Annotated in this window: 22 protein-coding genes and 1 pseudogene; 13 read left to right on the top strand and 10 right to left on the bottom strand. The window is 72.2% G+C overall.

The window, feature by feature from the left end; genetic code table 11:
- Positions 1 to 65: 65 nt before the first annotated feature.
- Positions 66 to 569, bottom strand: coding sequence for a GNAT family N-acetyltransferase (locus tag AC07DI_RS08270; RefSeq protein WP_478903030.1), 504 nt, complete (start codon positions 567 to 569; stop codon positions 66 to 68).
- 102 nt (positions 570 to 671) lie between these two features.
- Between AC07DI_RS08270 and AC07DI_RS08265 the strand changes: the two genes are divergently transcribed.
- Entirely contained in the window at positions 672 to 1,544 is an 873-nt protein-coding gene (locus AC07DI_RS08265; protein WP_478903028.1) for an LLM class flavin-dependent oxidoreductase, read from the top strand.
- A gap of 100 nt (positions 1,545 to 1,644) precedes the next feature.
- On the opposite strand, the gene AC07DI_RS08260 is transcribed toward AC07DI_RS08265, so the two are convergent.
- Both AC07DI_RS08260 and AC07DI_RS08255 read right to left on the bottom strand, forming a co-directional pair.
- Complete coding sequence (locus AC07DI_RS08260; protein WP_478903026.1) at positions 1,645 to 2,301, bottom strand: TetR/AcrR family transcriptional regulator; 657 nt, start codon at positions 2,299 to 2,301, stop codon at positions 1,645 to 1,647.
- Positions 2,302 to 2,355: 54 nt separating this feature from the next.
- Positions 2,356 to 3,306, bottom strand: a complete 951-nt coding sequence (locus AC07DI_RS08255; RefSeq protein WP_478903025.1) for an alpha/beta fold hydrolase — start codon at positions 3,304 to 3,306, stop codon at positions 2,356 to 2,358.
- A gap of 137 nt (positions 3,307 to 3,443) precedes the next feature.
- On the opposite strand from AC07DI_RS08255, the gene AC07DI_RS08250 reads away from it, so the two are divergent.
- The 3 genes from AC07DI_RS08250 (at position 3,444) to AC07DI_RS08240 (ending at position 6,105) form a co-directional block, all read left to right on the top strand.
- A complete protein-coding gene (locus AC07DI_RS08250) occupies positions 3,444 to 3,839 on the top strand; it encodes a VOC family protein (protein ID WP_478903023.1) in 396 nt (131 codons plus the stop codon).
- Positions 3,840 to 4,135: 296 nt separating this feature from the next.
- Entirely contained in the window at positions 4,136 to 5,356 is a 1,221-nt protein-coding gene (locus AC07DI_RS08245) for an acyl-CoA dehydrogenase family protein (RefSeq protein WP_478903021.1), read from the top strand.
- The gene (locus tag AC07DI_RS08240) at positions 5,353 to 6,105 is read left to right on the top strand and encodes an SDR family oxidoreductase (protein WP_478903020.1); all 753 of its coding nucleotides are present in this window, start codon (positions 5,353 to 5,355) and stop codon (positions 6,103 to 6,105) included. The genes AC07DI_RS08245 and AC07DI_RS08240 overlap by 4 nt, the downstream gene beginning before the upstream one ends.
- 34 nt (positions 6,106 to 6,139) lie before the next feature.
- Here AC07DI_RS08240 and AC07DI_RS08235 read toward each other — a convergent pair.
- Together AC07DI_RS08235 and AC07DI_RS08230 are read right to left on the bottom strand one after the other, a co-directional pair.
- Positions 6,140 to 7,401, bottom strand: a pseudogene (locus tag AC07DI_RS08235) (MFS transporter).
- A gap of 190 nt (positions 7,402 to 7,591) precedes the next feature.
- On the bottom strand, positions 7,592 to 8,314 hold the full coding sequence (locus AC07DI_RS08230) for a transporter substrate-binding domain-containing protein (RefSeq protein WP_478903019.1): 723 nt from the start codon (positions 8,312 to 8,314) through the stop codon (positions 7,592 to 7,594).
- 299 nt (positions 8,315 to 8,613) lie between these two features.
- On the opposite strand from AC07DI_RS08230, the gene pstS reads away from it, so the two are divergent.
- Together pstS and AC07DI_RS08220 are read left to right on the top strand one after the other, a co-directional pair.
- Entirely contained in the window at positions 8,614 to 9,765 is a 1,152-nt protein-coding gene (pstS, locus tag AC07DI_RS08225) for a phosphate ABC transporter substrate-binding protein PstS (RefSeq protein WP_478903018.1), read from the top strand.
- Between the two features lie 176 nt (positions 9,766 to 9,941).
- A complete protein-coding gene (locus AC07DI_RS08220; RefSeq protein WP_384256372.1) occupies positions 9,942 to 10,241 on the top strand; it encodes an SCO0607 family lipoprotein in 300 nt (99 codons plus the stop codon).
- A 240-nt stretch (positions 10,242 to 10,481) separates the two neighbouring features.
- Here AC07DI_RS08220 and AC07DI_RS08215 read toward each other — a convergent pair whose 3' ends face one another.
- The 5 genes from AC07DI_RS08215 to AC07DI_RS08195 form a co-directional block, all read right to left on the bottom strand.
- Complete coding sequence (locus AC07DI_RS08215) at positions 10,482 to 11,369, bottom strand: short-chain dehydrogenase/reductase (protein WP_478903016.1); 888 nt, start codon at positions 11,367 to 11,369, stop codon at positions 10,482 to 10,484.
- On the bottom strand, positions 11,369 to 13,000 hold the full coding sequence (locus tag AC07DI_RS08210; RefSeq protein ID WP_478903014.1) for a phytoene desaturase family protein: 1,632 nt from the start codon (positions 12,998 to 13,000) through the stop codon (positions 11,369 to 11,371). The genes AC07DI_RS08215 and AC07DI_RS08210 overlap by 1 nt, the downstream gene beginning before the upstream one ends.
- Positions 12,993 to 13,505, bottom strand: a complete 513-nt coding sequence (locus AC07DI_RS08205) for an SRPBCC family protein (RefSeq protein ID WP_384256295.1) — start codon at positions 13,503 to 13,505, stop codon at positions 12,993 to 12,995. The genes AC07DI_RS08210 and AC07DI_RS08205 overlap by 8 nt, the downstream gene beginning before the upstream one ends.
- A 116-nt stretch (positions 13,506 to 13,621) precedes the next feature.
- The gene (locus AC07DI_RS08200) at positions 13,622 to 14,245 is read right to left on the bottom strand and encodes an isochorismatase family protein (RefSeq protein WP_478903013.1); all 624 of its coding nucleotides are present in this window, start codon (positions 14,243 to 14,245) and stop codon (positions 13,622 to 13,624) included.
- 171 nt (positions 14,246 to 14,416) lie between these two features.
- Entirely contained in the window at positions 14,417 to 15,409 is a 993-nt protein-coding gene (locus AC07DI_RS08195) for a GlxA family transcriptional regulator (RefSeq protein ID WP_384256300.1), read from the bottom strand.
- A 151-nt stretch (positions 15,410 to 15,560) separates the two neighbouring features.
- Between AC07DI_RS08195 and AC07DI_RS08190 the strand changes: the two genes are divergently transcribed.
- From AC07DI_RS08190 to AC07DI_RS08160, 7 genes are all read left to right on the top strand, one after another.
- A complete protein-coding gene (locus tag AC07DI_RS08190) occupies positions 15,561 to 16,301 on the top strand; it encodes a class I SAM-dependent methyltransferase (protein ID WP_478903011.1) in 741 nt (246 codons plus the stop codon).
- Positions 16,302 to 16,411: 110 nt separating this feature from the next.
- The gene (locus AC07DI_RS08185; protein ID WP_478903444.1) at positions 16,412 to 17,434 is read left to right on the top strand and encodes a FecCD family ABC transporter permease; all 1,023 of its coding nucleotides are present in this window, start codon (positions 16,412 to 16,414) and stop codon (positions 17,432 to 17,434) included.
- Complete coding sequence (locus AC07DI_RS08180) at positions 17,435 to 18,274, top strand: ABC transporter ATP-binding protein (RefSeq protein ID WP_478903010.1); 840 nt, start codon at positions 17,435 to 17,437, stop codon at positions 18,272 to 18,274.
- Positions 18,271 to 19,275 (top strand): ABC transporter substrate-binding protein, encoded by a 1,005-nt coding sequence (locus AC07DI_RS08175; RefSeq protein ID WP_478903009.1) that lies wholly within the window; start codon positions 18,271 to 18,273, stop codon positions 19,273 to 19,275. The genes AC07DI_RS08180 and AC07DI_RS08175 overlap by 4 nt, the downstream gene beginning before the upstream one ends.
- A gap of 104 nt (positions 19,276 to 19,379) precedes the next feature.
- On the top strand, positions 19,380 to 20,453 hold the full coding sequence (locus AC07DI_RS08170; RefSeq protein ID WP_384256377.1) for a pyridoxal-phosphate dependent enzyme: 1,074 nt from the start codon (positions 19,380 to 19,382) through the stop codon (positions 20,451 to 20,453).
- Positions 20,450 to 21,700 carry an ATP-grasp domain-containing protein gene (locus AC07DI_RS08165; protein ID WP_478903008.1) on the top strand — a complete coding sequence of 417 codons (1,251 nt, stop codon included), beginning with the start codon at positions 20,450 to 20,452 and terminating at the stop codon, positions 21,698 to 21,700. Before AC07DI_RS08170 ends, AC07DI_RS08165 begins: the two co-directional genes overlap by 4 nt.
- On the top strand, positions 21,697 to 22,923 hold the full coding sequence (locus AC07DI_RS08160; RefSeq protein ID WP_478903006.1) for an MFS transporter: 1,227 nt from the start codon (positions 21,697 to 21,699) through the stop codon (positions 22,921 to 22,923). The genes AC07DI_RS08165 and AC07DI_RS08160 overlap by 4 nt, the downstream gene beginning before the upstream one ends.
- The last annotated feature ends 7 nt before the right edge of the window (positions 22,924 to 22,930 follow it).

The raw sequence follows: 22,930 nt of genomic DNA, 5'->3' as shown, positions 1-22,930 counted from the left end.
CGGCGCCCGGAATCCCTTTCACTTTCACCGAAGGCCCGGGTCGTCTACGCACACGGGCTGAGGGCTCATGGACGCCAGTAGAGCGCGGGGTCGGGGTGGTCGACGAAGCCCAGGTCCCGGTAGAGCGGTTCGCCTTCGGGGGAGGCGTACAGATCCACGCGCGAGGCGCCTTGGGCGCGGAACCAGTCGAGCAGCGCCCGCATGACCGCCCGGCTGTGGCCGCGCCGCCGGTACGCCGGGTCGGTGACCACGCCGATCACATGGCCGACACGGCCGCTGGGGTTGTGCGGACCGGGGAACCATTGCTCGACGGTGCCGATGCCGCAGGCGGCGAGGCCGTGGTCACCGTCCACGACGAGGATGCGGGCGGCGTCGGCCGTCAGCTGCTCGCGCAGGACCGAGGCGAGGTTGCGGCGCCATCCGTCCTCCTCCGGCGAGGGGTTGAAGTACTCCCCGCCGAGGGTCTCGAAGAGCAGCGTGCGCAGGCGGACGAGTTCGGGGATGTCGGCCGCCACCGCTTGGCGAACGTCGGTGCGGGCGATGGCGGGTTGTGCCGTGGGCTGTCTCATGACGATCAGGCTCATGTAAGGCACTTGTACGCCACAACCCTTACAGTCATGCCCCTGCCCGTCCCGTTGATCGCGCGCGTGGAGCGAGGTAGGAAGGGCATCATGACGACTCTCGGCGTGGTGTTCCGTCCCCAACTTCCCCCTGAGCGCCTGCGCGCGATGGTGCGCACCGCCGACGAGGCGGGGCTCGCGGAGCTGTGGCTCTGGGAGGACTGCTTCCTGGAGAGCGGCATCGCCGCCGCGGCAGCCGCCCTGGCATGGTCCGAGCGGCTGCGGGTGGGCGTCGGACTGCTGCCGGTGCCGCTGCGGAACGTGGCTCTCACCACGATGGAGACGGCCACCCTGCACCGGCTGTTCCCCGGCCGCGTGATGGTCGGCGTCGGGCACGGCGTGCAGGACTGGATGGGGCAGGTGGGGGCCCGGGCCGAGTCGCCGATGACCCTGCTGCGCGAGCATCTGGACGTGATGCGGGCCCTGTTGGCGGGCGAGCGGGTCACGACCCGGGGGCGGTACGTCCGGCTCGACGGTGTCGCGCTGGACTGGCCGCCCGCGTCGGCGCCCCCGGTCTACGCGGGCGCCCGCGGCCCCCGCTCACTGCGGCTCACCGGCGAGGCCGCCGACGGCACGATCCTGGACGCCGGCACGCCACCGGAAGGAGTGCGCCGCGCACGCCAACTCATCGCCGAGGGGCGGGAGTCGACGGGCCGGGAGGGGCCGCACCCCGTCGTGGTGTATCTGCTCGCCGCCCCGGGACCCGACGGGGAGGCCCGGTTGCGCGCCGAGCTCCGGCGCGAGGGCCGGGACGGCGGTCCTGGCATCGGAGTCGCCGGGGACGCGGAGGACGTGGTGAAAGCCGTCCGGCGGCTCGCCGACGCGGGGGCCGACACAGTCGTCCTGCAACCCACCGCCGACGAACCGGACCCGGAGGGGTTCATCCGCTTCGTCACGGACAGGGTGCGCCCGCTCGTGGCTTGAGAGCCTGTCTTTGAACCCCCGCCTGCGCAGGCGGGGGTTCAAAGACAGGCTCTGAGAGGCAGCTGAGGGGGCGGGCGGCCCGACCTCGGCCGCCCGGCGCTCACTCCTTGGCCGCCGCGTCCGTCAGCCGCAGGCCGTTCGCCCAAATGGTGTTGAGCGTCGTGACGAGCCGCTCGTACGGAATGCGCTGCCCGAGCACGAACACCAGGTACGCCATGCGGCTCACCATCACGGACAGGGCGTGCGCGGTGATCAGCGGATCGAGGCCGGCGTCGGCCTGGCCGTTCTCCTGGAGGGACCGGATCAGCTTGGCGTTGCGCCGGGCGAAGGCGTTGCCGCGTTCGATGCGCAGCGCCATGAACTTCTCGTCCACCTGGGCGACCTGCTCGAACAGCGCCATCAGGCGCGCGTTCTTTCTGTACGCGCGCAGGTACTCGCGGTTCGAGGCGTCGATGAGCTCGCGGGGGTCGGTGATTCCGGTGCGCTCGCGCAGATGCGGGTGGAGCATCTCCTCCTGCACCTGCTCGACGAGTGCCTGGAAGATCTCTTCCTTGCTGTTGAAGTACGTGTAGAACGACCCGGAGGCGACATGCGCCGCCTTGGAGATGTCCGTGATGCGGGCGTCCAGGTACCCGTCGCGCTCGAAGACCTGGCGGGCGGCGACGATCAGGGCGTTGCGCGTCCGGACGCCGCGGGCGCTGCGGGGCGTGATCGGTTGCTTCTGGCCGCCGTCCGCGGCCGCGGCCTGGGCAGCCACTGCGATCCATTCACTGTCGGTCGAATCTGTACGTATCGGTGGCAGCGGATGCTATCAGCCGACCTCGGAGAGGAACTCCAGGAGAGCGGCATTCACCTCATCGGGCCGCTGCTGCTGGACCCAGTGGCCCGCGCCGTCGAGCACGACGGTGCCGCGCCGGTCGGTCAGCATCCGGTCGAGGCCCTTCGCCGGCATGAACTGCGCCACGGGGTCCCTGGAGCCGGTGAGGAAGAGCGAGGGCTGGGTGACGCGGCGGTCGGCCAGGTGCTCGGTGAGGGCCCAGTTGCGGTCCAGATTGCGGTAGTAGTTGAGGCCGCCGGTGAAGCCGGTCCGCTCGAACGTCTCGATGTAGTAGGCGAGTTCGGCCTCGTCGAGCCAGGGTGGGGGCGGCAGCTCGGCCTCCGTCATGTCGGGGCGCTCCGCCCACTGGGCGGAGTACATCTCCTTCGATACGAGGGTCCTGCGCACGTTCCTGCGCAGGGCCGCGTCCGCGGTGCCCGGCTCCTGGAACCACACCATGTAGAAGTCGTCACCGAGTCGCTTGCGCAGGATCGACAGGGGCGGTGCCGGTGCCCGCGGGGTCACGGGCACGCTCATTCCGGCGACCGCGCGCACTCGCTCCGGATGCGCGAGGGCCGTCTGCCACACCACGTTGGCGCCCCAGTCGTGCCCCACGAGGACCGCGTCGCCCGCGCCCACGTCGTCGAGGATCGCGATCAGATCGCCGCAGAGCGTCAGGATGCCGTACGCGTCGGGGTCGGCGGGCCGCGAACTCCCGCCGTAGCCCCGCATGTCGGGGACCAGGACGCGGTGCCCCGCCTCCGCCAGCGCGAAGAGCTGATGACGCCAGGAGAACGCGAGCTCGGGAAAGCCGTGGCACAGCAGCACCGGGGGCTTGCCGGGCCGGGCGCCCCCGTGGTCGTAGACCCGGAGGGTGACGTCGCCGACGGTCACCCGGCGCGTCGCGACGCGCTCCCAATCGGCGATCGGGATGTGTGTCCTCATGCGCAGATCTCCTGTGGGCCGCAGGAAGTATTGAACTTGACGTTGGGTTCGAATGTACAGGGCGGGCGCAGTGCCTACTGGGTGGCGGTGATCGTGCGGGGTGGCGCGCGCGGTGCGCCGGCGGGCAACATCGTCGGATGCCTCATCTAGGACTGGTGACCGTGGTCGTGCGTGACTATGACGAGGCGATCGTCTTCTATCGGGACGTCGTCGGATTCGAGCTCTTGGAGGACACCCGGATCGACGACGACAAGCGGTGGGTGGTCGTCGCTCCGCCCGGCTCGCGGGAGACGGCGGTGCTCCTGGCCAGAGCCGCGGCCGGGGAGCAGGCGGCCCGGGTCGGTGACCAGACCGGCGGCCGGGTCGGCTGGTTCCTGAACACCGACACGTTCGACCGTGACCACGAGCGGATGCGTGCGGCCGGGGTGGTCTTCGAGGAGGCGCCGCGGACCGAGGCCTACGGTGTGGTTGCTGTCTTCCGGGATCTGTACGGCAACCGCTGGGACCTGATCCAGTTGAACCGAAGCGGTTGAACCGGAGCGGCTGAGCTCGACCGGCGACCGGTGGCGGCGGGCCACGGAGCCCCGCGGGCGCACCATTGAACCTGAATCCGGATTCAAGTACGTTGGCGGCACCCGAGTCGAGTGGAAGTGCGGTGCTGCGGGTGGGCGACGATCTGTGGGGCTCGTCGCCCAGGCGGTGACGACACGGTGGTGAGCACCCCGCCGAAGTCGGAGAGCGCCGCACCACGCACACACATACTCGGATCCCGCCCATGACCGTTGAAGCATCCGTCACCGTTGAAGCATCCGTGACCGTTGGAGGACCCGTGTTCGATGTGACCGACAGGGCCAAGGAGTACCAGGAGCGGCTGCTCGCCTTCATGGACGAGCACATCTACCCCGCCGAGGCGGTGTACGAGGCCCAGATGGCGGAGTCCGGCGATCCGCACTTCCAGCCCCCGGTCATCGAGGAGCTCAAGGCCGAAGCGAGGCGGCAAGGGTTGTGGAACCTCTTCCACCCGCACCCGGAGTGGGGACCGGGCCTGACCAACCTGGAGTACGCGACACTCGCCGAGATCATGGGCCGCAGCGCGCACCTCGCACCCGAGGCCACCAACTGCAACGCGCCGGACACCGGCAACATGGAGGTCCTCACGCTCTTCGGCACCGAAGAGCACAAGGAGAAGTGGCTGAAGCCCCTGCTCGCAGGCGAGATCGCCTCCGCGTTCGCCATGACCGAGCCCGCGGTCGCCAGCTCCGACGCCCGCAACATCGAGCTGCGGATGGTCCGCGACGGCGACGACTACGTCCTCAACGGCCGCAAGTGGTGGACCTCGAACGCCCTGCACAGCAACTGCAAGGTGCTGATCGTCATGGGCAAGACCGACCCGGAAGGGCCGAGCCACCGCCAGCAGAGCATGATGGTCGTCCCGCTCGACACGCCAGGGGTCACGGTGCTGCGCGGCCTGCCCGTCTTCGGTTACCAGGACCGTGAGGGCCACGCGGAGGTGCTCTTCGAGGACGTACGCGTTCCGAGCACCGCCCTGCTCGCGGGCGAGGGCGACGGCTTCATGATCAGCCAGGCCCGGCTCGGCCCCGGCCGCATCCACCACTGCATGCGCACGATCGGCATGGCGGAACGCGCCCTGGACCTGATGATCGACCGCGCCCAGTCCCGTACGACGTTCGGGGCGCCCCTCGCCGACCGGGCCAACATCCAGGACTGGATCGCCGAGTCCCGCATCGAGATCGACATGGCCCGCCTGCTCACTCTCAAGGCCGCACACCTGATGGACACCGTCGGCAACAAGGAAGCCCGTACGGAGATCGCCGCGATCAAGGTCGCCGCGCCCGAGGCCGCCCTCAAGGTCGTCGACCGCGCGATCCAGGTGCACGGCGGCGCGGGCGTCAGCGACGACTTCCCGCTCGCCAGTATGTACGCCCACCTGCGCACGCTGCGCCTCGCCGACGGGCCCGACGAGGTGCACAAGCGCACCATCGCCATGCGGGAACTGAGGCGCCGCGAGGCCGAGCGGAGCGCGCGATGAGCGGGCCGCTCGACGGACGGGTCGCCCTCGTCACGGGCGCGTCGCGGGGGATCGGCCTCGCGGCGGCCGCGGCCCTGCGCGACCAAGGCGCACAGGTCGTGATCACCTCGCGCAGCGAGGAGCGCGCCAAGGACGCGGCACGTGAACTCGGTGGATCCGTCGCCGGGTTCGGCGCCCACGCCACCGACGAAGGCGCCGCGCGCGCCTGCGTCGACCACACCGTAACGACGTACGGCCGTCTGGACATCCTCGTCAACAACGCCGGTACGAACCCGGCGTACGGGCCGGTCATCGACCAGGACCACGGGCGGTTCGCCAAGACGATGGACGTCAATCTGTGGGCGCCGATCCTGTGGACGTCGCTCGCGGTGAAGGCGTGGATGGGGGAGCACGGCGGGTCCGTGGTCAACACCGCCTCGATCGGCGGGCTTTCGGTCGCCAAGGACGTCGGGATCTACCACGTCTCGAAGGCCGCGCTCATCCACCTCACCAAGCAACTCGCCCTGGAACTCGGCCCGAAGGTCCGCGTGAACGCCATCGCCCCCGGTGTCGTCCGCACCAGGCTGGCCCAGGCGCTGTGGCAGGAGAACGAGGCGCGGGTCGCCGGGGCCACTCCGCTGGGTCGCATCGGCGAGCCCGAGGATCTCGGCGAGGCCGTCGCGTTCCTCGCCGGCGACGGCGCGCGCTGGATCACCGGCGAAACACTCGTCGTCGACGGCGGCCAGCTCCTCGGGTCCGGGCCATTGTGAGGCTCCACAGCCAGGTCATTCCCCTCGCGAACAGTCACCCCGGCAACTGTCGACCCAGGCGCCCCAACGGCGACAACACCATGCATACCGGTGACAGCGCCAGGCCGACGGCTGTCACCAGCAGCCCGTGACGCAGCCCCAGCGCACCGGCCAGGAAGCCGCCGAGCAACGAGCCGAGCGGGGTCAGTCCCATGCCGGCGAAGTTGATCGTGGCGACGACCCGGCCCTGGAGGAGGAGGGGCGTCACGGCCTGGCGCACCGCCATGAGCGTGACGTTCACCAGCTGGCCGAAGGCACCGAAGGCGAAGTTCACGGCCATGAGCAGACACACCGTCATGGGGGTGGCGCCGTGCTGTGCGGGGACGCACAGCAGTACCCCGTCGGCCAGCACCGCGGCGGTCACGAGCACCCGGCCGTGACCGAGTCCCCCGTGGAGCCGGGCGGCGAGCAGCGAGCCCACGCGACGGCGCCCGGCCCTGTGGCCGCGAGGGCCGCCCCCACGGCAGCGCCGGAGAGGTGCAGGCCGCGGGGCAGGAACAGCAGGTACACGGTCATCAGCGCCGCGAAGGAGAACGGGAACACGGCGGAGGCCACTCCCACGGCCCGCAGCACGCGGTGGCCGACGACGAAGCCGAGGCCTTCGTGTATCCGGCGCCAGATGCCCGGGGCCCGCTCGGGCGGTGTGGGCGGCGCGTCCGAGTCGCCGCGGCGGATGCGGGCGATCCACAGGGCGGACAGCGCGAAGAAGAAGGCGCTCGCCAACGTGGCGAACGGCGGCGTGAGGAACGACAGCAGCGCGCCGCCCAGCGCGGGCCCGCCGGTCTGCGCGGCGGACCTGCTGCCCTCAAGGACGCTGTTGCCCCGCGCCAGCTGCTCGCGCTCCACCAGCCGCACCAGACACGCCTGATACGCCACGTCGAAGAACACACCGAGCACCCCGACCATGAACGCGACGGCGAAGAGCACCGGCAGGCCCAACACCCCCAGCGGATACGCGAGGGCGACGGCGGACAGCGCCAGCAGGCGTCCGACGTCGGAAAGGACCATGACGTCGCGGGCGCGCCGACGGTCCACCCACGCGCCGGCGAACAGGGAGAAGAGCAGGATCGGCGCCTGTTCCACCGCGCGCAGCGCGCCGAGCAGGCCGGTGGAGGCGTCGAGGGTGCTTACGGCGACGAGAGGCAGGACGACCTGCCCGGTCTGCGCCCCGAACTGCGAGGCGGTCTGCCCCGCCCAGAGCAGGCGGAAGTCACGGTCGCCGAGAACGGTGCCGGAGGCACGCGGAAGGGACGGCACAAGAACCCCTTGAGGAGGCCTGGGAAGCCCAGGAAGCCGAGAGAGTCAGGAAGGGCTCGCTGTGCCGCGGTCCCGGCGGTGCCGGAGGTGTGGGCGGCACGCGATGACGGGTCGGACGACCTGTACGTCAGCGCGTGCCGGGACGACCGGGCATCTCAACTCCTCGTAGGGCCGTGTGCCGTGCGGAAGGCTACACGAGCGGGGCGACCAGCGTGTCGCTTTGTTGCGAGCGCCGCAGGGAGGCGGCGACGAACCCCGTGGCCTTGAGCTCCTCGATGACGTCGCGCAGGAACGCGACCGTCTCGGGTGCGCGGGTCTTCGTCGTGCCCACCGCCTGCCGGATCTGCATGAAGCGGCCCTGGAGCAGGCGCAGTTCGGGGTGGGAAGCCACGTATGCGGTCAGCGGCTGCCGGATGCCCGCCGCGACCTCCAGGCCCTCGGAGCGGAAGACGTCGACTCCCTCGTCGCCGCGTACGACGCTCGCGTGGCGCAGCGTGCGGGAGAGGAACAGGTCGTAGGCGGAGCCGCGCTTCACGCCGATGCGCACACCGGCGCGGTCGACGTCGGCGGCGCCGGTGAAGGGCGCCTCACGGGGCACGGCGTACACGCCCTCGATCACGACGTACGGCGCGGTGAAGGCGACCTCGGCCTCGCGGGCCGGGTCGACCGCCAGGAAGCATAGGTCGGCGCGGCCCTCCACCATGGCCTCGTACGACGCGCGGGCCGCGTCGAAGCAGCGGAACTCCACGGGGACGCCGAGCCGGGTGCCGACCTCTCGCGCGATGTCGACGGTGACGCCGGCCGGCGCGGTCGAAGTGCCCTGGGCCAGCACCGGGTTGCCCAGGTTGATGGAGGCGCGCAGCACGCCGGACGGGGCCAGGTCTTCGACGACCGCGGCGGGAGTGATCTTCATGGCCGGAGTGTAGGACACGCCCTCAGAGGCACGGGGGGGGCGAAGGTGGGGAGGCACGAAGGGGCGAAGGCACGCCCGGCGAGGGCGCCTTGCGCCGGTCACCCTGCGTCCCGTCCCGCCTACCACTCGATCTCCGTACCGCGGCACGTCGCGCGATGTTCGCCTGCGCGTCACCCGCCGTCGCCCTGGATGGGCGAGCATCTGAGGTCCGGTCGAGAGGCCCAGCCTGCAGGTCAGGTCCGCAGGTCAGGTCCGCAGGCCGGCGGAGATCCATGTCGCGGTACCCCGAGGGGACAACGTTGCAACGCCCACGTCCAGGACGTACGTATCGAGGAGGCAGGGCGCGCACGGCGGTCTGCCTCACGGCCCTGCTCCCGCTGGCCCTCGCGGGATGCGGTGTCGCGGGCATAGGGGGAGACGACGAGGACGGGGAGGGCGCCGCCGCCCGGCCCTCCTCCGTCGCGGGGATCGACTGTGCCGAGTCGGGGAGGGTGCCGGGGACCGGGTCGAGCGCCCAGCAGAACGCGATGAAGTACTGGATCAAGCAGTACCAAGGCGCGTGCCCGGGCGTGCGGATCGCGTACAACCCGATCGGATCGGGGGCGGGCAGCGCGCAGTTCCTGCGAGGTGCCACCGCCTTTGGCGGCTCCGACGGCGCGTTGAAGCCCGATGAGGTCGAGCGCTCGAAGGACGTGTGCCGGGGCGGCCGCGCCATCGACCTGCCCATGGTCGGCGGGCCCATCGCGATCGGTTACGACGTGCCGGGCGTGGCGGACCTCGTACTGGACGCACCGACGCTCGCGAAGATCTTCGACCGCAAGATCACCACCTGGGACGACCCGGCTGTCCAGCGCCTGAACCCGGACGCCGAGCTGCCGTCCATGCCCGTCCGCCCCGTGCACCGCTCCGACGACTCCGGCACCACGCAGAACTTCCAGGCCTACCTCGCGGGCGCGGCCCCCGGGGCCTGGGCCCATCCGGTCGGCAAGGCCTGGCAGGGCAGGGGAGGGGCGTCCGCGAGCGGGTCGAGCGGCGTCGCGTCGGAGGTGACCGCGGGGGTCGGCGCCATCGGCTACTTCGAGCTGTCCTTCGCGCGGGACCGCGGGATCGAGACCGTGAGCATCGACACGGGCGCGCCCGCCCCGGTTCCACCGACGCCCGCGACGGCGTCGGCCGGTATCGCGCAGGCCCGCGTCGCGGGCGAGGGCCAGGACATGACGCTGAAGTTCCGCTACGGCGCCTCGACCCCGGGCGCGTACCCCATCGTCCAGGTGACCTACGAGATCGTCTGCGACAAGGGCAACCGCAGGGAGACGCTGCCCGCGCTCAAGTCGTTCCTGACCTACACGGCGAGCGAGGCGGGGCAGAAGGAACTGTCCGGGCTGCACCACGCGCCGCTTCCGGAATCCGTCGCCGGCCGGGTGCGGGACGTGGTCGGCACGCTCTCCTGAACCTCGGAGTGGTCCGCCGCCCCCTCGGGCAGGGCGTCTCCTCAGGTAGGCCGTACGGCCGGTTTGAGTACCCGTACTCATGATCGCGGGCCCACGACTCGCGCATGCTGGCCGAACAAGCACACGTGAAGGAGTCAACAGTGGCCAGCAACATCCGAGTTCGTCCGGTCTCCCGCGTGATCGGCAGCCGTCCGGCGCGGGCCGCCGTGGGACTCGCCCTGGCGGGCGTCGCGGCCGCGGTGCTCACCGGCTGCTCCACGGAGGACGCGACCTGCGGCGGCGGCGAGTACCCCGTCCTGCGGGTGGGCAGCAGCGGCTCCGCGTGCCAGCCCGACGGCGAGGAGCCGCCCAAGGGGTACGCCCGCTACCCGGAGGGCAAGGTCCCCGAGCACGTCGGGGACAAGTGGGACAAGTACTGGAACGACCACACGCTCGACAAGGACGGGAACATCATCAAGCTGAAGGACGGCCAGTGAGTGATCGTGTGCGGGCCGCGGAGGCACCGCTGCGGCGGCCCGGCGCCGGCCGCTCACCGGCGAACCCGTAATCAAGTACAAGACGGGGGTGTGAGCGTCTCCTCAGCGGGCACTCGCTTTGTTGGGTCCCGCCGTGTCTCCCCCGTCGCGGCGGGGCCCGCTGTGCGAGCAGGGGTACAACGGCGCACCGCCGAGGCCCGGACCGCGGGTTCGGTCCATGGCTTCGGTGAGACGGGAGTGCTACGCGCCGTCGCCTCGGGCGGCCCGGTCCGCCCGGCCGCCCGGTCCCAGCGGTCCCGTCTGCCCGATGGACCGGTCCGCCTGTGATCGCCGCAGCCGGGCGCGGGAGAGCCGGGTGACGACGGGTGGAAGCAGGACGCGTCCGGTCTGTGCCAGGCGCGCCCAGGCGGGGACGTAGACGGCGGTACGACGGTGCTCCACGGCGTGGGCGAGCCGGACGGCGACCTCGTCCGCCGAGGTGACGCGTCGGGCGGGCCGGGGAAGGAGACCGCGCGGTTGCCTGAGCGCCGGTTCGCCGTCCACATGGCCGATCATGTCGGTGTCGACCCAGTTGAGGTAGGCGAGGCCCACCGCGACGCCGCGGTGGGCCGTTTCGGCGCGCAGGGAGTGCGTGAAGGCCTCGACCCCCGCCTTGGAGGCGCAGTAGGCGCTCATCATCGGCACGGCGCCGAGCGCCGCCAGGGACGCGATCTGCAGGTGGTAGCCGCGGGTGTGCACCAGGTCGGGCAGGAAGGTTTGGGCGGTGAGCGCGCTGCCGGTGAGGTTCACTTCGATCACCCGGCGCCATGACGAGAAGTCCGCCGTGGCGAAGGGACCGGCCTCGGCGATGCCCGCGTTGGCCACGACCACGGAGGGCCGTCCGAGGCGCGCCCGCACCGTGCGCGCCGCGGCCCGGAGGGACGCCTCGTCGGTGATGTCCACCTCAAGGGCGAGCGTGGAGGTGGGCAGGGCGGCGGCGACGTCCTCCAAGGCGGCCCGCTCATGGCCGAGCAGCGCGATGTCGGCGTGGCGGCGGGCCAGTTCCCGGGCGAGGGCCGCACCCAGACCGCGCGCCGCCCCGGTCACCACGACGGTGCGGCCCGCCAACGGACTGTTCCGCGTGGTCATCACCCTCCGCGTTGCTCGCCGGCGCGCAGGCGGGTGCGAGCCGTGAGCAGGCGCTGCGCCCCGGCGAGCGGAACCGGCAGGCGGCGCCGCAGGGCGGCCCTGGCCGCGTTGGCACCCGGAGCTCCGTGCACGCCGCCGCCGGGGTGGGCACCGGCCGACGCGAGGAACAGGCCGTCCACGGGCGTCTCCGGGCGGCCGGTGCCGGGGACCGGCCGGAAGAAGAGCTGCTGGTGCAGCGACGTGGTGCCGCCGTTGATCGCGCCGCCGTGCAGATTGCGGTCCATGGACTGCAAGGTCGTCGGCGCCAGGAGGCGACGGGCGCGGATCAGGCCGCGGAAACCCGGGGCGAAGCGCTCGACCTGCTGCTCGATCCGGTCGGCCATCGCCTCCTGGTCCTCCTTGCGCCACGCCCCACAGATGCCCGCGCCACCGGCGTCCTCCCGGATGTCCTGCGGTACGTGGGTGTAGGCCCAGGCGGATTCGGTGCCCTGGGGCGAGCGGGTGGCGTCCGAGGTCGTCATCTGGCCGAAGAGCAGGAACGGCCGGTCGGGCACCTGGCGCATGGCGAGCTGCGCGGCGAACCGGGTGAGCTCGTCCACGCCGTCGGCGAGGTGGACGGTGCCCGCTCCGGCCACTCCCTCCGCCTGCCAGGGCACGGGGCCGTCGAGCGCCCAGTCCACCTTGAACGTGCTGAAGTCCCACTGGAAGCGCCGCAGGTCCGTCAGGAGCTGCCCCGGCAGATGTTCCGGCGCGATGAGTTCGCCGTACAGCGCGGGCACCGACACATCGGCGAGAACGGCGCGCGCGGCGCTCACCGTATCGCCGTCCGAGGTGCGCACCGCGACCGCGCGCCTGTCGCGGACGACGATCTGCTCGACCCGCCGCCCGCACTGCACGCTGCCTCCGCGCGCCGTCAGCCGGTCGGCCAGCGCCTTGATGAGTTGGCCGGAGCCGCCGACCGGTACCGGGAAGCCGTAGGTCTGGCCCAGCATCGCCATGAGCCACCCGAATCCGCCGCTGCCCGCCGCCTCGGGCGCGAGGTCGGCGTGCAGCGCGTTGCCCGCGAGCAGCAGCCGTCCGCCCTCACCCGCGAACTCCTCCTCGCCGAGCCGCCGCACCGGCAGCACCAGCGAGCGGGCCAGCCGGAGCGCGCCCGACACCCTGAGCCGGTACGCCATCCGCGCGGTGGCCCGGATCGGCGGAAACGGCGTGAACAAGGCGCTCAGCAGGTCGGACCTGATGCCGTCCCACACCTCGTGCACGCGCCGCCAGGAATCGCCGTCACCCGGTGCGAAGGCCTCCAGGGAGGCAGCCGTGGCCTCGACGCTTCGATCGAGGACGGCGCAACGGCCGTCGGTGAGGGGGTGGGCGAGGACTTGGGGGGCGTGGCTCCAGCGCAGCCCGTACTCGTGCAGGCGCAGCCCGTTCAGGATCGGGGACGCCGCGGCGAGGGGGTAGAAGGAGCTGAAGAGGTCGTTGACGAAGTCGGGGTGCACCTCCCGGTCGTGCCGCACCGCGCCACCGGGCTCCGGCTGCTCCTCCAGGACCGTCACGCTCCACCCGGCGTCCGCCAGCACGTTGGCCGCGACCAGACCGTTGGGACCGGCCCCGATCACCACCGCGTCAGGCATAGGCCTCTCCGCCCCCCTCGCCGCGGGAGGCGCCCTTCCCGGCCCGCGCCTCGCGGCCGGACTCCTGACGGCCCGCCTCCGCCTCGCACACGCGGGCGAGCCGGGCGAGCATCGCGCGGTGGCGCAGCTGGATCAGGGCCTCGACACCGGTGTTGTGCAGGGCGCCCGCCGCTCCGTGCAGGGGGTGCTCGTCCACCTTGACCAGGGTGTCCTCGCCCCACGGGCGTACGTCGATCGCGATCCGGGCCGTGCCGAGGGGGCCCGCCTTCGCCTCCAGCTCCAGCACGGTGCCCTCCTCGCAGCGGCGGACGACCGTTTCGTTGGTGGCCCTGATCGGGCCCAGGCGCACTTCGTACTCGATCGCCGCCCCGACGGCCGGCCACTGGCCGCGCAGGGGCCGCGAGGACGCGGTGCCCACCACCCATTCGGCGTATTTGCCGCCGTCGGAGAGAACGGTCCATACCGTCGCAGGACTCACTCTGATCAGTCGATGACGCAGCGCCATCCTTGCCTCCCTGAGCTGTCGTCATCGTCGGGTGCCCCGATCGGCACCTCTTCAACATCGCTCAGGGGCGCCGCGCCCGCATGTCGGCGGCGCGACGCCCTCGTGACTCAGGGGCCTCAGGCGGGCAGGGCGTCCACGGTGCGGACCACGGGGCCGAACCGGTCGGTGATCGTGGTCAGGGCGGCGGCCCGCACGGCGTCGGCGGACAGGACGGTGCCGTCCGGGGCGGCGAGGGACCGGGTGGCCGTGGCCTCGGCGACGACGGTGGGACGGTAGCCGTGGTTGACCGCGCCCTGCGCCGTGAAGGCGACGCACATGTGGGTCATGAATCCGGCCAGGACGAGGTCCTTGTCGGCGCCGGGGGCGAAGCCCAGGTCGATGAGGGTCTTCTCCAGGTCGGTGGCGTGGAAGGAGTCGGGGAACGCCTTGACGACGACCGGTTCGCCGTCCAGCGGGGCGACCTCGTCGCTGATCGCGCCGATGTGGGCACGGATGTCGTAAGGGGTGCCCTCGCCGCTGTCGTTGATGACGTGGACGACGGGGATGCCCGCGGCGCGGGCCCGCGCCAGGAGCCGGGCCCCTGCCGCGAGTGCCTCGTCGGCGCCCTCCAGTTCCATCACGCCGGTGCGGTAGGTGTTCTGGAAGTCGATCAGGACCAGGGCGGAGTCGGCGAGGCGGGGCGGCCGGTTGTCCAGGCTGAAGACGTCACGCAGGGACTTGGACGGGGTGTTCTCGCTCATCGGGTGCCTTTCGTCGGGCGTTTGGGCATGGCGAAGCGGGGTGCCTCGCCTGCGGGACGGAGATCGTCCGGCCGTTGGGCCGGTGTGCGGGGCCGAGTTCGAAGACAGGCACTCAGCCGTGTGGTTCGGGTCGGTCGGCGAGTCGGGCAGCGGATGCCCAGTGCCGACAGGTCAGGGGGTCTGGGTGCGGAAGCGGCGCCGGTAGGCCACCGGCGTGGTCGCCAGCTGCCGCCGGAACGCCCGGTGCAGCGTCTCGACCGAGCCGATCCCGGCGGCCGACGCGACCTGGTCGAGCGGCCGGTCGGTCGTCTCCAGGAGCCGTCGGGCCACCTCGATGCGGGCGGCCTCGACGTACGCGGCGGGGCTCGTCCCCGTCTCCTGGGTGAAGACCCGCGCGAAATGCCGCTCGCTGAGACACATCCGGGCGGCCAGGGCCCCGGCGGACAGGTCGTCGTCGAGGTGGTCGGCGATCCACAGCCGCAGTTCGTCGATGTCGCGACGGGTGGTGGCGGCGCGGCCCAGTGGGACCGAGAACTGGCTCTGGCCGCCCTGCCGTTTGAGGTAGAGCACCAGTTGCCGGGCCACCGTCAGTGCGGCCTGCTCGCCCAGGTCCTCGGCGACCAGGGCCAGCGCCAGGTCCAGGCAGGCGCTGATCCCGGCGCCGGTCCACAGCCGGCCGCGGTCGGTGCGTACGAAGATGGGGTCCGGGTCGACCGTGACGCCGGGGTGGTCGGCCGCGAGCTGGGCGGCGGTCGACCAGTGGGTGGTCGCCGTCTTCCCGTCCAACAGCCCCGCCGCGGCAAGGAGATGCGCGCCCACGCACACCGAAGCCACGCGCCGGGCGTGCGGGGCGGTGGCCTTCACCCACGCCACGACATCCGGATCGACGCGGGCCCGCGGTCCGTCCTCCGCCATGTCCACCGCGCCCGGCACCAGCAGGGTGTCCACCTCCGCGCCGACCTCGTCGAAGGAGAGGTCGGCGAGCAGCCGCACCCCGGCCGACGTCCGGACCGGCCCTGCGGCGGGCCCGGCGAGGCGGACCTGGTACCCGGCGCGGCCCGCGGTCTCGCGGTTGGCGAGCGCGAAGACCTCGGCGGGGCCGGTCACGTCGAGGAGGTCGACATCGGGGAAGACCGCGATGACCACCCGGTGTGCAAGGGGCATGCACTCATCCTCATCGCCGCGGCACATGGCCGCAATGACGATTCCCTGTCACATCCGGACACGAGGACGCGGGAACCAGACCGCCTCCGTGTACGACCACTGCAGCAGACCCCGCACGGCGTGACCGGCACTGGAACGAGGTAGCAGCTGCATGCACTGGTACGAGGACGACGCATTCTGGTCCGACTTCTCCGAGACCATGTTCTCCGAGCGCAGGCGCACGGAGGCGGAGAGCCTGGTCAGCGAGTCGCCGCTGCTCCAACTCCGGGCAGGCAGCCGCGTCCTCGACCTGTGCTGCGGGCCCGGCCTCTACCTCGTACCGCTGGCCCGGCGCGGCTGCGCGGTGACCGGCGTGGACCTCAGCCCCGCCATGCTGAAGCGCGCGGAGGCCGCGTGCGAGGCGGCCGGGGCCGACGTCCGGCTGGTGCGGGCCGACATGCTGACGCACGTCGAGCAGGAGTCGTACGACGTGGTGCTCAACCTCTTCACCTCCTTCGGCTACTTCGACGACCCGCTCGACAACGAGCGCGTGCTGCGCAACGCCCACGACTCGCTCGTGCCGGGCGGACGCCTCCTCATCGACGTGATGGGCAAGGAGGTCCTCGCGGGCTGGATCGGCCGTCCGCAGGTCGTCGAACTCGACGGCGGCGCGTACGTCGTGCAGCGCGACACCGTCCTGGACAGCTGGACGCGGCTGCGCACCGACTGGACGCTGGTGCGCGACGGTGAGGCGCGCGAGGCGTCCCTCACCTCCTTCCTCTACAGCGCGGCCGAACTGCGCGCGCTCTTCGAGGCGGCCGGCTTCACCGACGTGCGGTGCTACGGCGGCTTCGACGGCGGCCCCTACGACCACCACTCCAAGCGGCTGATCGTGAGCGGGACCCGGCCGTGACCCGCGTCGCACAGGTCCGCGGACACGCGGGCACTTTCCCACGCCGCGCCGCCCGCCCGCCCGGCGCACCGCGCGACGGCTCCGAGGACCGGCCCGCGGGCCGCGGCAGGCTGGCGACGACACTCGTGGTGCTCTCCGGCACGCTGGTCGTCTCGATCCTGGCGGGCATCGCGCTGGGACCGACCGTCGTACCGCCGGGCGACGTCGTGCACTTCGTGTACGCGGCGCTCACCGGGGGCACCATCGGCGCGGACGAGGTGACGGGGTACTCCATCGTCTGGCACGTGCGCACCCCGCGGGTGCTGCTCGCCGCGGTCGTGGGGGCCGGGCTCTCCGTCGTGGGCGTCGCCATCCAGGCGCTGGTGCGCAACGCCCTCGCGGACCCGTTCGTGCTCGGCATCTCCTCGGGTGCCTCCGTGGGGGCGACCGCCGTCGTGGTGTTCGGGGTCTTCGCCGGGCTCGGCGTGTACGCGCTGTCGGCCGCCGCGTTCCTCGGCGCCCTGGGCGCGACGGTCCTCGTGTATCTGGCGGCGCGCGGCCCGCTGGGCCTGACGCCGCTGCGCCTGGTGCTGACCGGAGTGGCGCTCGCGTACGGCTTCCAGGCGCTCATGAGCGTCCTGGTCTTCCTCGCCCCGAACGGGCAGGCCGCCCGGACCGTGCTGTTCTGGCTGCTCGGCAGCCTCGGGTCGGCGTCCTGGGAGTCCCTGCCCCTGGTGACGGCGGCGGTCCTCGTCGCGGTCGTCGTGCTGCTGCGGCACAGCCGCTCGCTGGACGTGCTCTCGCTCGGCGACGAGACGGCGGCCAGCCTCGGGGTGGACGCGGACGCGCTGCGGCGCGGCCTCTTCGTGCTCACCGCCGCCGTCACCGGGCTGATCGTCGCGGTCAGCGGCGCCGTCGGCTTCGTCGGCCTGGTCCTGCCCCACGTGGTGCGGATCTGGGTCGGCTCCACGCACCGGCGGGTACTCGCGGTCGCACCCCTGGCCGGCGCCTGCTTCATGGTCTGGGTCGATCTCGTGGCCCGTACCGCCTTCGCCCCCGAGGAACTGCCGCTCGGCGTGATCACCGCGCTCATCGGGGTTCCGGTGTTCATCGTGCTGATGCGCCGCCGCGGCTATCTCTTCGGAGGCCGGTAGATGGTCCTCTCCCTGCGTGACCTGACGGTCGAGGCGGCCGGGCGCGCGCTCGTCGACCGGCTGGACATCGAGGTGGCCGCGGGCTCCGTCGTGGGGCTGGTCGGCCCCAACGGCAGCGGCAAGTCGACCGCCCTGCGCTGTGTCTACCGGGCGATGCGTCCGACGTCCGGCGCCGTGCTGCTCGACGGCACCGACGTGACGTCGCTGAAACTGCGCGACAGCGCCCGCTCGATCGCCGCGCTGACCCAGGAGAGCCACACCGAACTCGACTTCACCGTCGAGGAGGTGGTCGCACTGGGCCGCACCCCGCACGCCCACGGCAACCATCCCCTGACCGCCCGCGAACGGGAGCTGTGCGGGCAGGCCATGGACCGGCTCGACGTGGCCCACCTCGCGGACCGCAGCGTGCTGAGCCTCTCCGGCGGCGAGCGGCAGCGCGTGCTGGTCGCGCGGGCCCTCGTCCAGGAACCCCGCCTCCTGGTCCTCGACGAACCCACCAACCACCTCGACGTACGGCACCAGGTGGAGCTGCTCTCCTTCCTGCGCGACTCCGGCCTGACCGTGCTCACGGCCCTGCACGACCTCAACCTCGCCGCGCAGGTCTGCGACCGCATCGCCGTGCTGGGTGGAGGCTGCCTCGTCGCGTCCGGTGCCCCCGCCGAGGTGCTGACGCCCGAGCTGGTCCGCAAGGTGTTCGGCGTCGACGCGGCGGTCGTGCCGCACCCGCGCAGCGGCATCCCACAACTGCTCTACGACCTCGCCCCGGCCTCACCGCCGGCCGAGGCCCCACTCCCCACGAACACAGCAACCGACGCATCGCCGGAAGGACCACACGCGTGACCCGACCCTCGTTCCCCCGAGCCCTCGCAGGGCTGCTGGCCACCGGGATCCTGCTCACCACCGGCTGCGGCGCCGAGGTCGAGCGGACCGCGGACAGCAAGCCCGCCACCGTCACCGTCTCCAACTGCGGCAAGGACGTCACGTACAAGCGTCCCGAGCGGGCGGTCGCCTACGACGTGAGCGGCGCGGAGAAGATGTTCGCCCTGGGACTGGCCGGCCGGATGCGCGGCTACGTCATGAACAAGCTCGGCGACCCCGCCATCAAGGGCTCGCCCTGGCGCGAGGACTACGCCCGGGTGGAACGCCTCGGTACCGAGCGCATCACCCGGGAGATCGTCGTCGACGCCGACGCCGACTGGGTCCTCGCGGGCTGGAACTCCGGCTTCAGCGAGGAGCGCGGCGTCACGCCCGCCCTCCTGGACAAGGTGGGCATCGCCAGCTACCTGCACACCGAGACCTGCTGGGACTACGGCGACAAGAGCGTCGACGTGCCGCCCCTGGATGCGCTCTACACGGACCTGGGCAACCTCGGCAAGATCTTCGGCGTCGAGAAGCGGGCCCGCGCCCTCGTCGCCGACCTCAAGGGCCGCGTGGCCGCCCTCAAGAAGACCTGGCCCCGCGAGGGCGACCCCGCCAAGGTGTTCGTCTACGACTCGGGCACCGACCAGCCGTTCACGGCAGGCCGGCACGCCGCGCCGGACGACATCATCGGCGCCGCCGGTGGCAGGAACGTCTTCGGGAACCTCGACAAGGGCTGGACCACGGTGGGCTGGGAGCCCGTCATCAAGGCAAGGCCCGACGTCATCGTGATCGTCGACTACGCCGACCAGCCCGCCAAGGAAAAGATCGCCTACCTGACGTCGAAGCCCGCTCTGAAGTCGGTACCGGCGGTGCGGGACAAGCGGTTCCTCGTCCTGTCGTACGGCGATGTCGTCAGCGGGCCGCGCAATATCGCGGGGGCCGAGAAGCTCGGCCGCTACCTGCGCTCGGTCGGGCGGTGACGGCGACCGTGACCTCGACGCACACAGAGCGCACGCCCACCGCCCCGGCCCATGAGCACGCGCCCGCCCACGAGCACGTCTCCGCCGCCCCCGTCCACGAGCACATCACCGACGCGATCAAGGCCCCCGACCTGCTGCGACTCTCCGACAACGTCGTGCTGGCCCGCTTCGAGACGCTGAAGGTCTACGCCGCCCTCGGCGCGGTCCGCACGCTGCTGGAACGCGGGACCGTGCAACCCGGCCAGACCCTGATCGACAGCTCCAGCGGCATCTACGCACTTGCTCTGGCCATGGCCTGCCACCGCTACGGACTCAACTGCCACATCGTCGCCTCCACCACCGTCGACGCCACGATGCGCGCCCAACTGGAGGTGCTCGGCGCCACGGTGGACCAGATGCCGCCATCGAAGGACCTGCGGCTCGACCAGGAGGGCAGGGTCCGCCGGGTCCGCGAACTGCTCGCACAGCGGCCCGGCATGCACTGGATGCGCCAGTACCACGACGCCGTCCACTACACCGGCTACCGCGAGTTCGCCGCCCTCGTCGGCCGCGCGCTGCCCGGCGTGCCGCTGACCGTGGTGGGCGCCGTGGGCACCGGGTCCTCCAGCGGCGGCCTCGTCCAGGCGCTGCGCGGGAGCGGCCGTGCCGTACGCCTGCTCGGCGTGCAGCCCTTCGGCAGCGTCACCTTCGGCAGCGAGGGGTTCAGCGACCCCGAGGCGATCATCGCAGGGATCGGCAGCTCCATTCCGTTCGACAACGTCCGCCACGACCTCTACGACACCCTTCACTGGCTCGACTTCCGGCACGCCATGGCCGGGGCCGTCGGCCTGCTGCGGGACCACGCCGTGTTCGCGGGCCTGTCCACGGGCGCTGCCCACCTCGTCGCCGGCTGGGAGGCCGCCCGCAACCCCGACCGCACGCACCTGGTCATCGGCGCCGACACCGGACACCGCTACACCGAACGCGTCTTCGCCCGTCACCACGAGGCCCTCGACCCCCGCACCCTGAAGCCGCATCAGATCACCGGCCTCGCCGACCTCGCCCCGCCCTGGTCGGCGATGGAGTGGAACCGGCGGCGGTACGACGTACGCCACCCGGCCGAGGGCAGCCGACCCGCCGTACCCGCGCAAGCCGACGCCCCGTTCGAAGCACCGACACAGGAGAACCAGGCACCGTGACCATCGCCGCTCTGGAAGCACTCACCTTCGGCCTCGGACGCCTCGTCGAGGCGGCCGACCGGGCCGGGCACCGGCTGTGCCTGCTCACCGGCGACCGTGACGTCTACCGCCACGAACTCGCCCACCTCACCCCCGACGCCCTCGCCACGATCGACGTCGTCGACATCGACACCACCGACGAAGCGGTCTGCGCCGCCGCTCTCGCCGCCCTGCCCGACCTGTGCGGGCTCATCAACTCGACCGACACCTGGAGCGTTCCCGGGGCCGATCTCGCCGCGAAGTTCGGTCTGCCGGGGCCCGACCCGAGCACGGTCAGGCAGCTGCGGGACAAGAGCCGGGTGCGCGCCCTCCTCCATGAGCGGGGCCTGAGCGGCAGCGGCGCCCTGGCCGTCCCCGCCGACGCCTCGGCCGCCGCGGACATCCTCCGTGAGATCGGCCTTCCCGCCGTCCTGAAGGATTCCTCCGGCACCTCCTCGCGCAACGTCTGGCCGGTCCGCGACGAGCAGCAGCTCCACGCGGCGCTCACGGAAGCCTCCCGACGCGCCTTCAAGGGGCGGCTGTTCGCGGAGCGCTTCTTCTCCGGCCCCGTCTACAGCGCGGAGACCCTGAGCTGGCAGGGCGAGACACGGCTGCTCGGCATCCTGAGCCGCCAGCTGTCGCCCGAGCCGTCGGTGCGCGAGGAGGCCGCCGCCTTCCCGGTCGCTCTTCCCGACTCCGAACTCGCCCTCGTCCAGGACTGGGTGGCGCGCGTGCTGGCCGCCGCCGGTCACGCCGACGGCTTCGCCCACGTGGAGTTCGTCCTCACCAAGGACGGTCCGGAACTGGTGGAGATCAACCGCCGTATCGGCGGCGCGCTCGTCGGCGAGGCGCTGTGCCGTTTCCTGCGCACGAACGTCTACGACGCCCTGATAGAGACGGCGCTCGGTCGCAGGCCTGCGCTCCTGGACGCCGTCGCCGACCCCGGCACGGCGCGCGGCCCCGCCACCGGCTTCGTGCTCGTGTACCCCGAGCGCCCCGGCACGCTCACCGGCTGGACCGGCCTCGACGGTCTCCCGGACTTCCCCGGATCGCCCGAGTGGTACCCCACAGCGGTCCCGGGCCGCCGCGTGGAGCACCTGAACGACCAGCGGAGCTGCACCGGCATCGTGCTGGCCGAGGCGGCCACCGCCGAACTGGCCCTGCACCGGGCGCTCAGCGCCGCCGGGAGCATCCGGCCCGTCGTCGTGGCCGACGACGACCGGGAATGACGACGGCGGGGAAGCGGTCCGTACCGCGCCGCACCACAGGCCTCCATGAGCTCAGCGAGCTCACCGGTGCGCAGTACTTCCTGCTGGCCGGTTCCTTCCTGATCCCGCTGGGCAGCTTCGCCGTGCTGCCCTTCATGTCGGTGCTGCTGCACGAACGCCTGGGCGTCGGGCTCGGTACGGTCGGCGTGGTGCTTGCCGTCGCCTCGTTCGTGCAGTTCTCCGGCGGCGTCGTCGGGGCCGCGCTCGCCGGACGGATCGGGCTGCGGCGCACCATGCTGCTCGCCCTGCTGGTGCGTACGGCGGGGTTCGCGGCCTTCGTGCCGGGCCTGGACCGGCCGGCCGTGGCCGTCACCGCGCTGTTCCTCGTCTCCTGCGGCGCCGCGCTCTACCTGCCCGCGAACAAGGCGTACTTGGTGCACGGCGCGGCACAGGCGCGGCGCCCGCTGCTGCTGTCCGCGAGCAGTTCGGCTCTCAACGCGGGCATCGCGCTGGGGCCCATCGCCGCCGCCCCGTTCGTGCTCACCGCCTCGACGGGGCTCTTCACGGCGGTCGCCGGGCTCTTCGCGGCGATCACGGCGGGCCACGCGCTGCTCCCGGTGGAAGGCCCGGAGCGACAGCCGGAACCGCCACTGGCGGACGGCGATCCGCCCGGACCCGGTCGGCACGAAGGAGCCGGTGCCGGACCACCCCTCCTGCCCTTCGCGATCACCGTCCTGAGCGTCTACGTCTTCATGTTCTTCCAGCACTACCTCGCGCTCTACGTCGTACCCAGGACCTCGACCCTCTTCTACGGCCTGGTCCTCGCGCTCTACGCCGTGCTCCTCGTCGTCACCCAGCCACTCCTGTCGCAGTGGATCGCCCGCCTGCCCTACCTCCGCGCCCTGCGCATCGGCTTCACCGCCCTGGCCACCGGCATGGCCGCGCTCGCCCTCGGCCACCCGCTCGCCGTCCTGGCCGGTTCCCTGCTGATCTGCCTCGGCGAGATCGTCCTCTTCCTCAAGAACGACCTGGAGGCCCTGGCGCGGTCCTCCCGCGCACCGGCCGTCGTCTTCGGCCGCCAGCGCCTGGCGGCGGGCATCGGCGCCTTCGCCAGCGGCATCGCGGGCGGCGAGGGCTACGCCCTGGCCGAACGCTCCGGTCACCCGGGGCTGTTCTGGACGGCGGTCGCGGCGCAGTGCGCGCTGCTGCCCCCACTGCTGATCAGGGCCGTCCGCCCGCGATAGGCCCGCG

The organism is Streptomyces sp. NPDC044106 (genome assembly GCF_056433985.1).
Note: the sequence above shows the minus strand (reverse complement) of the source record. Positions and strands in the feature narration are given on the sequence as shown.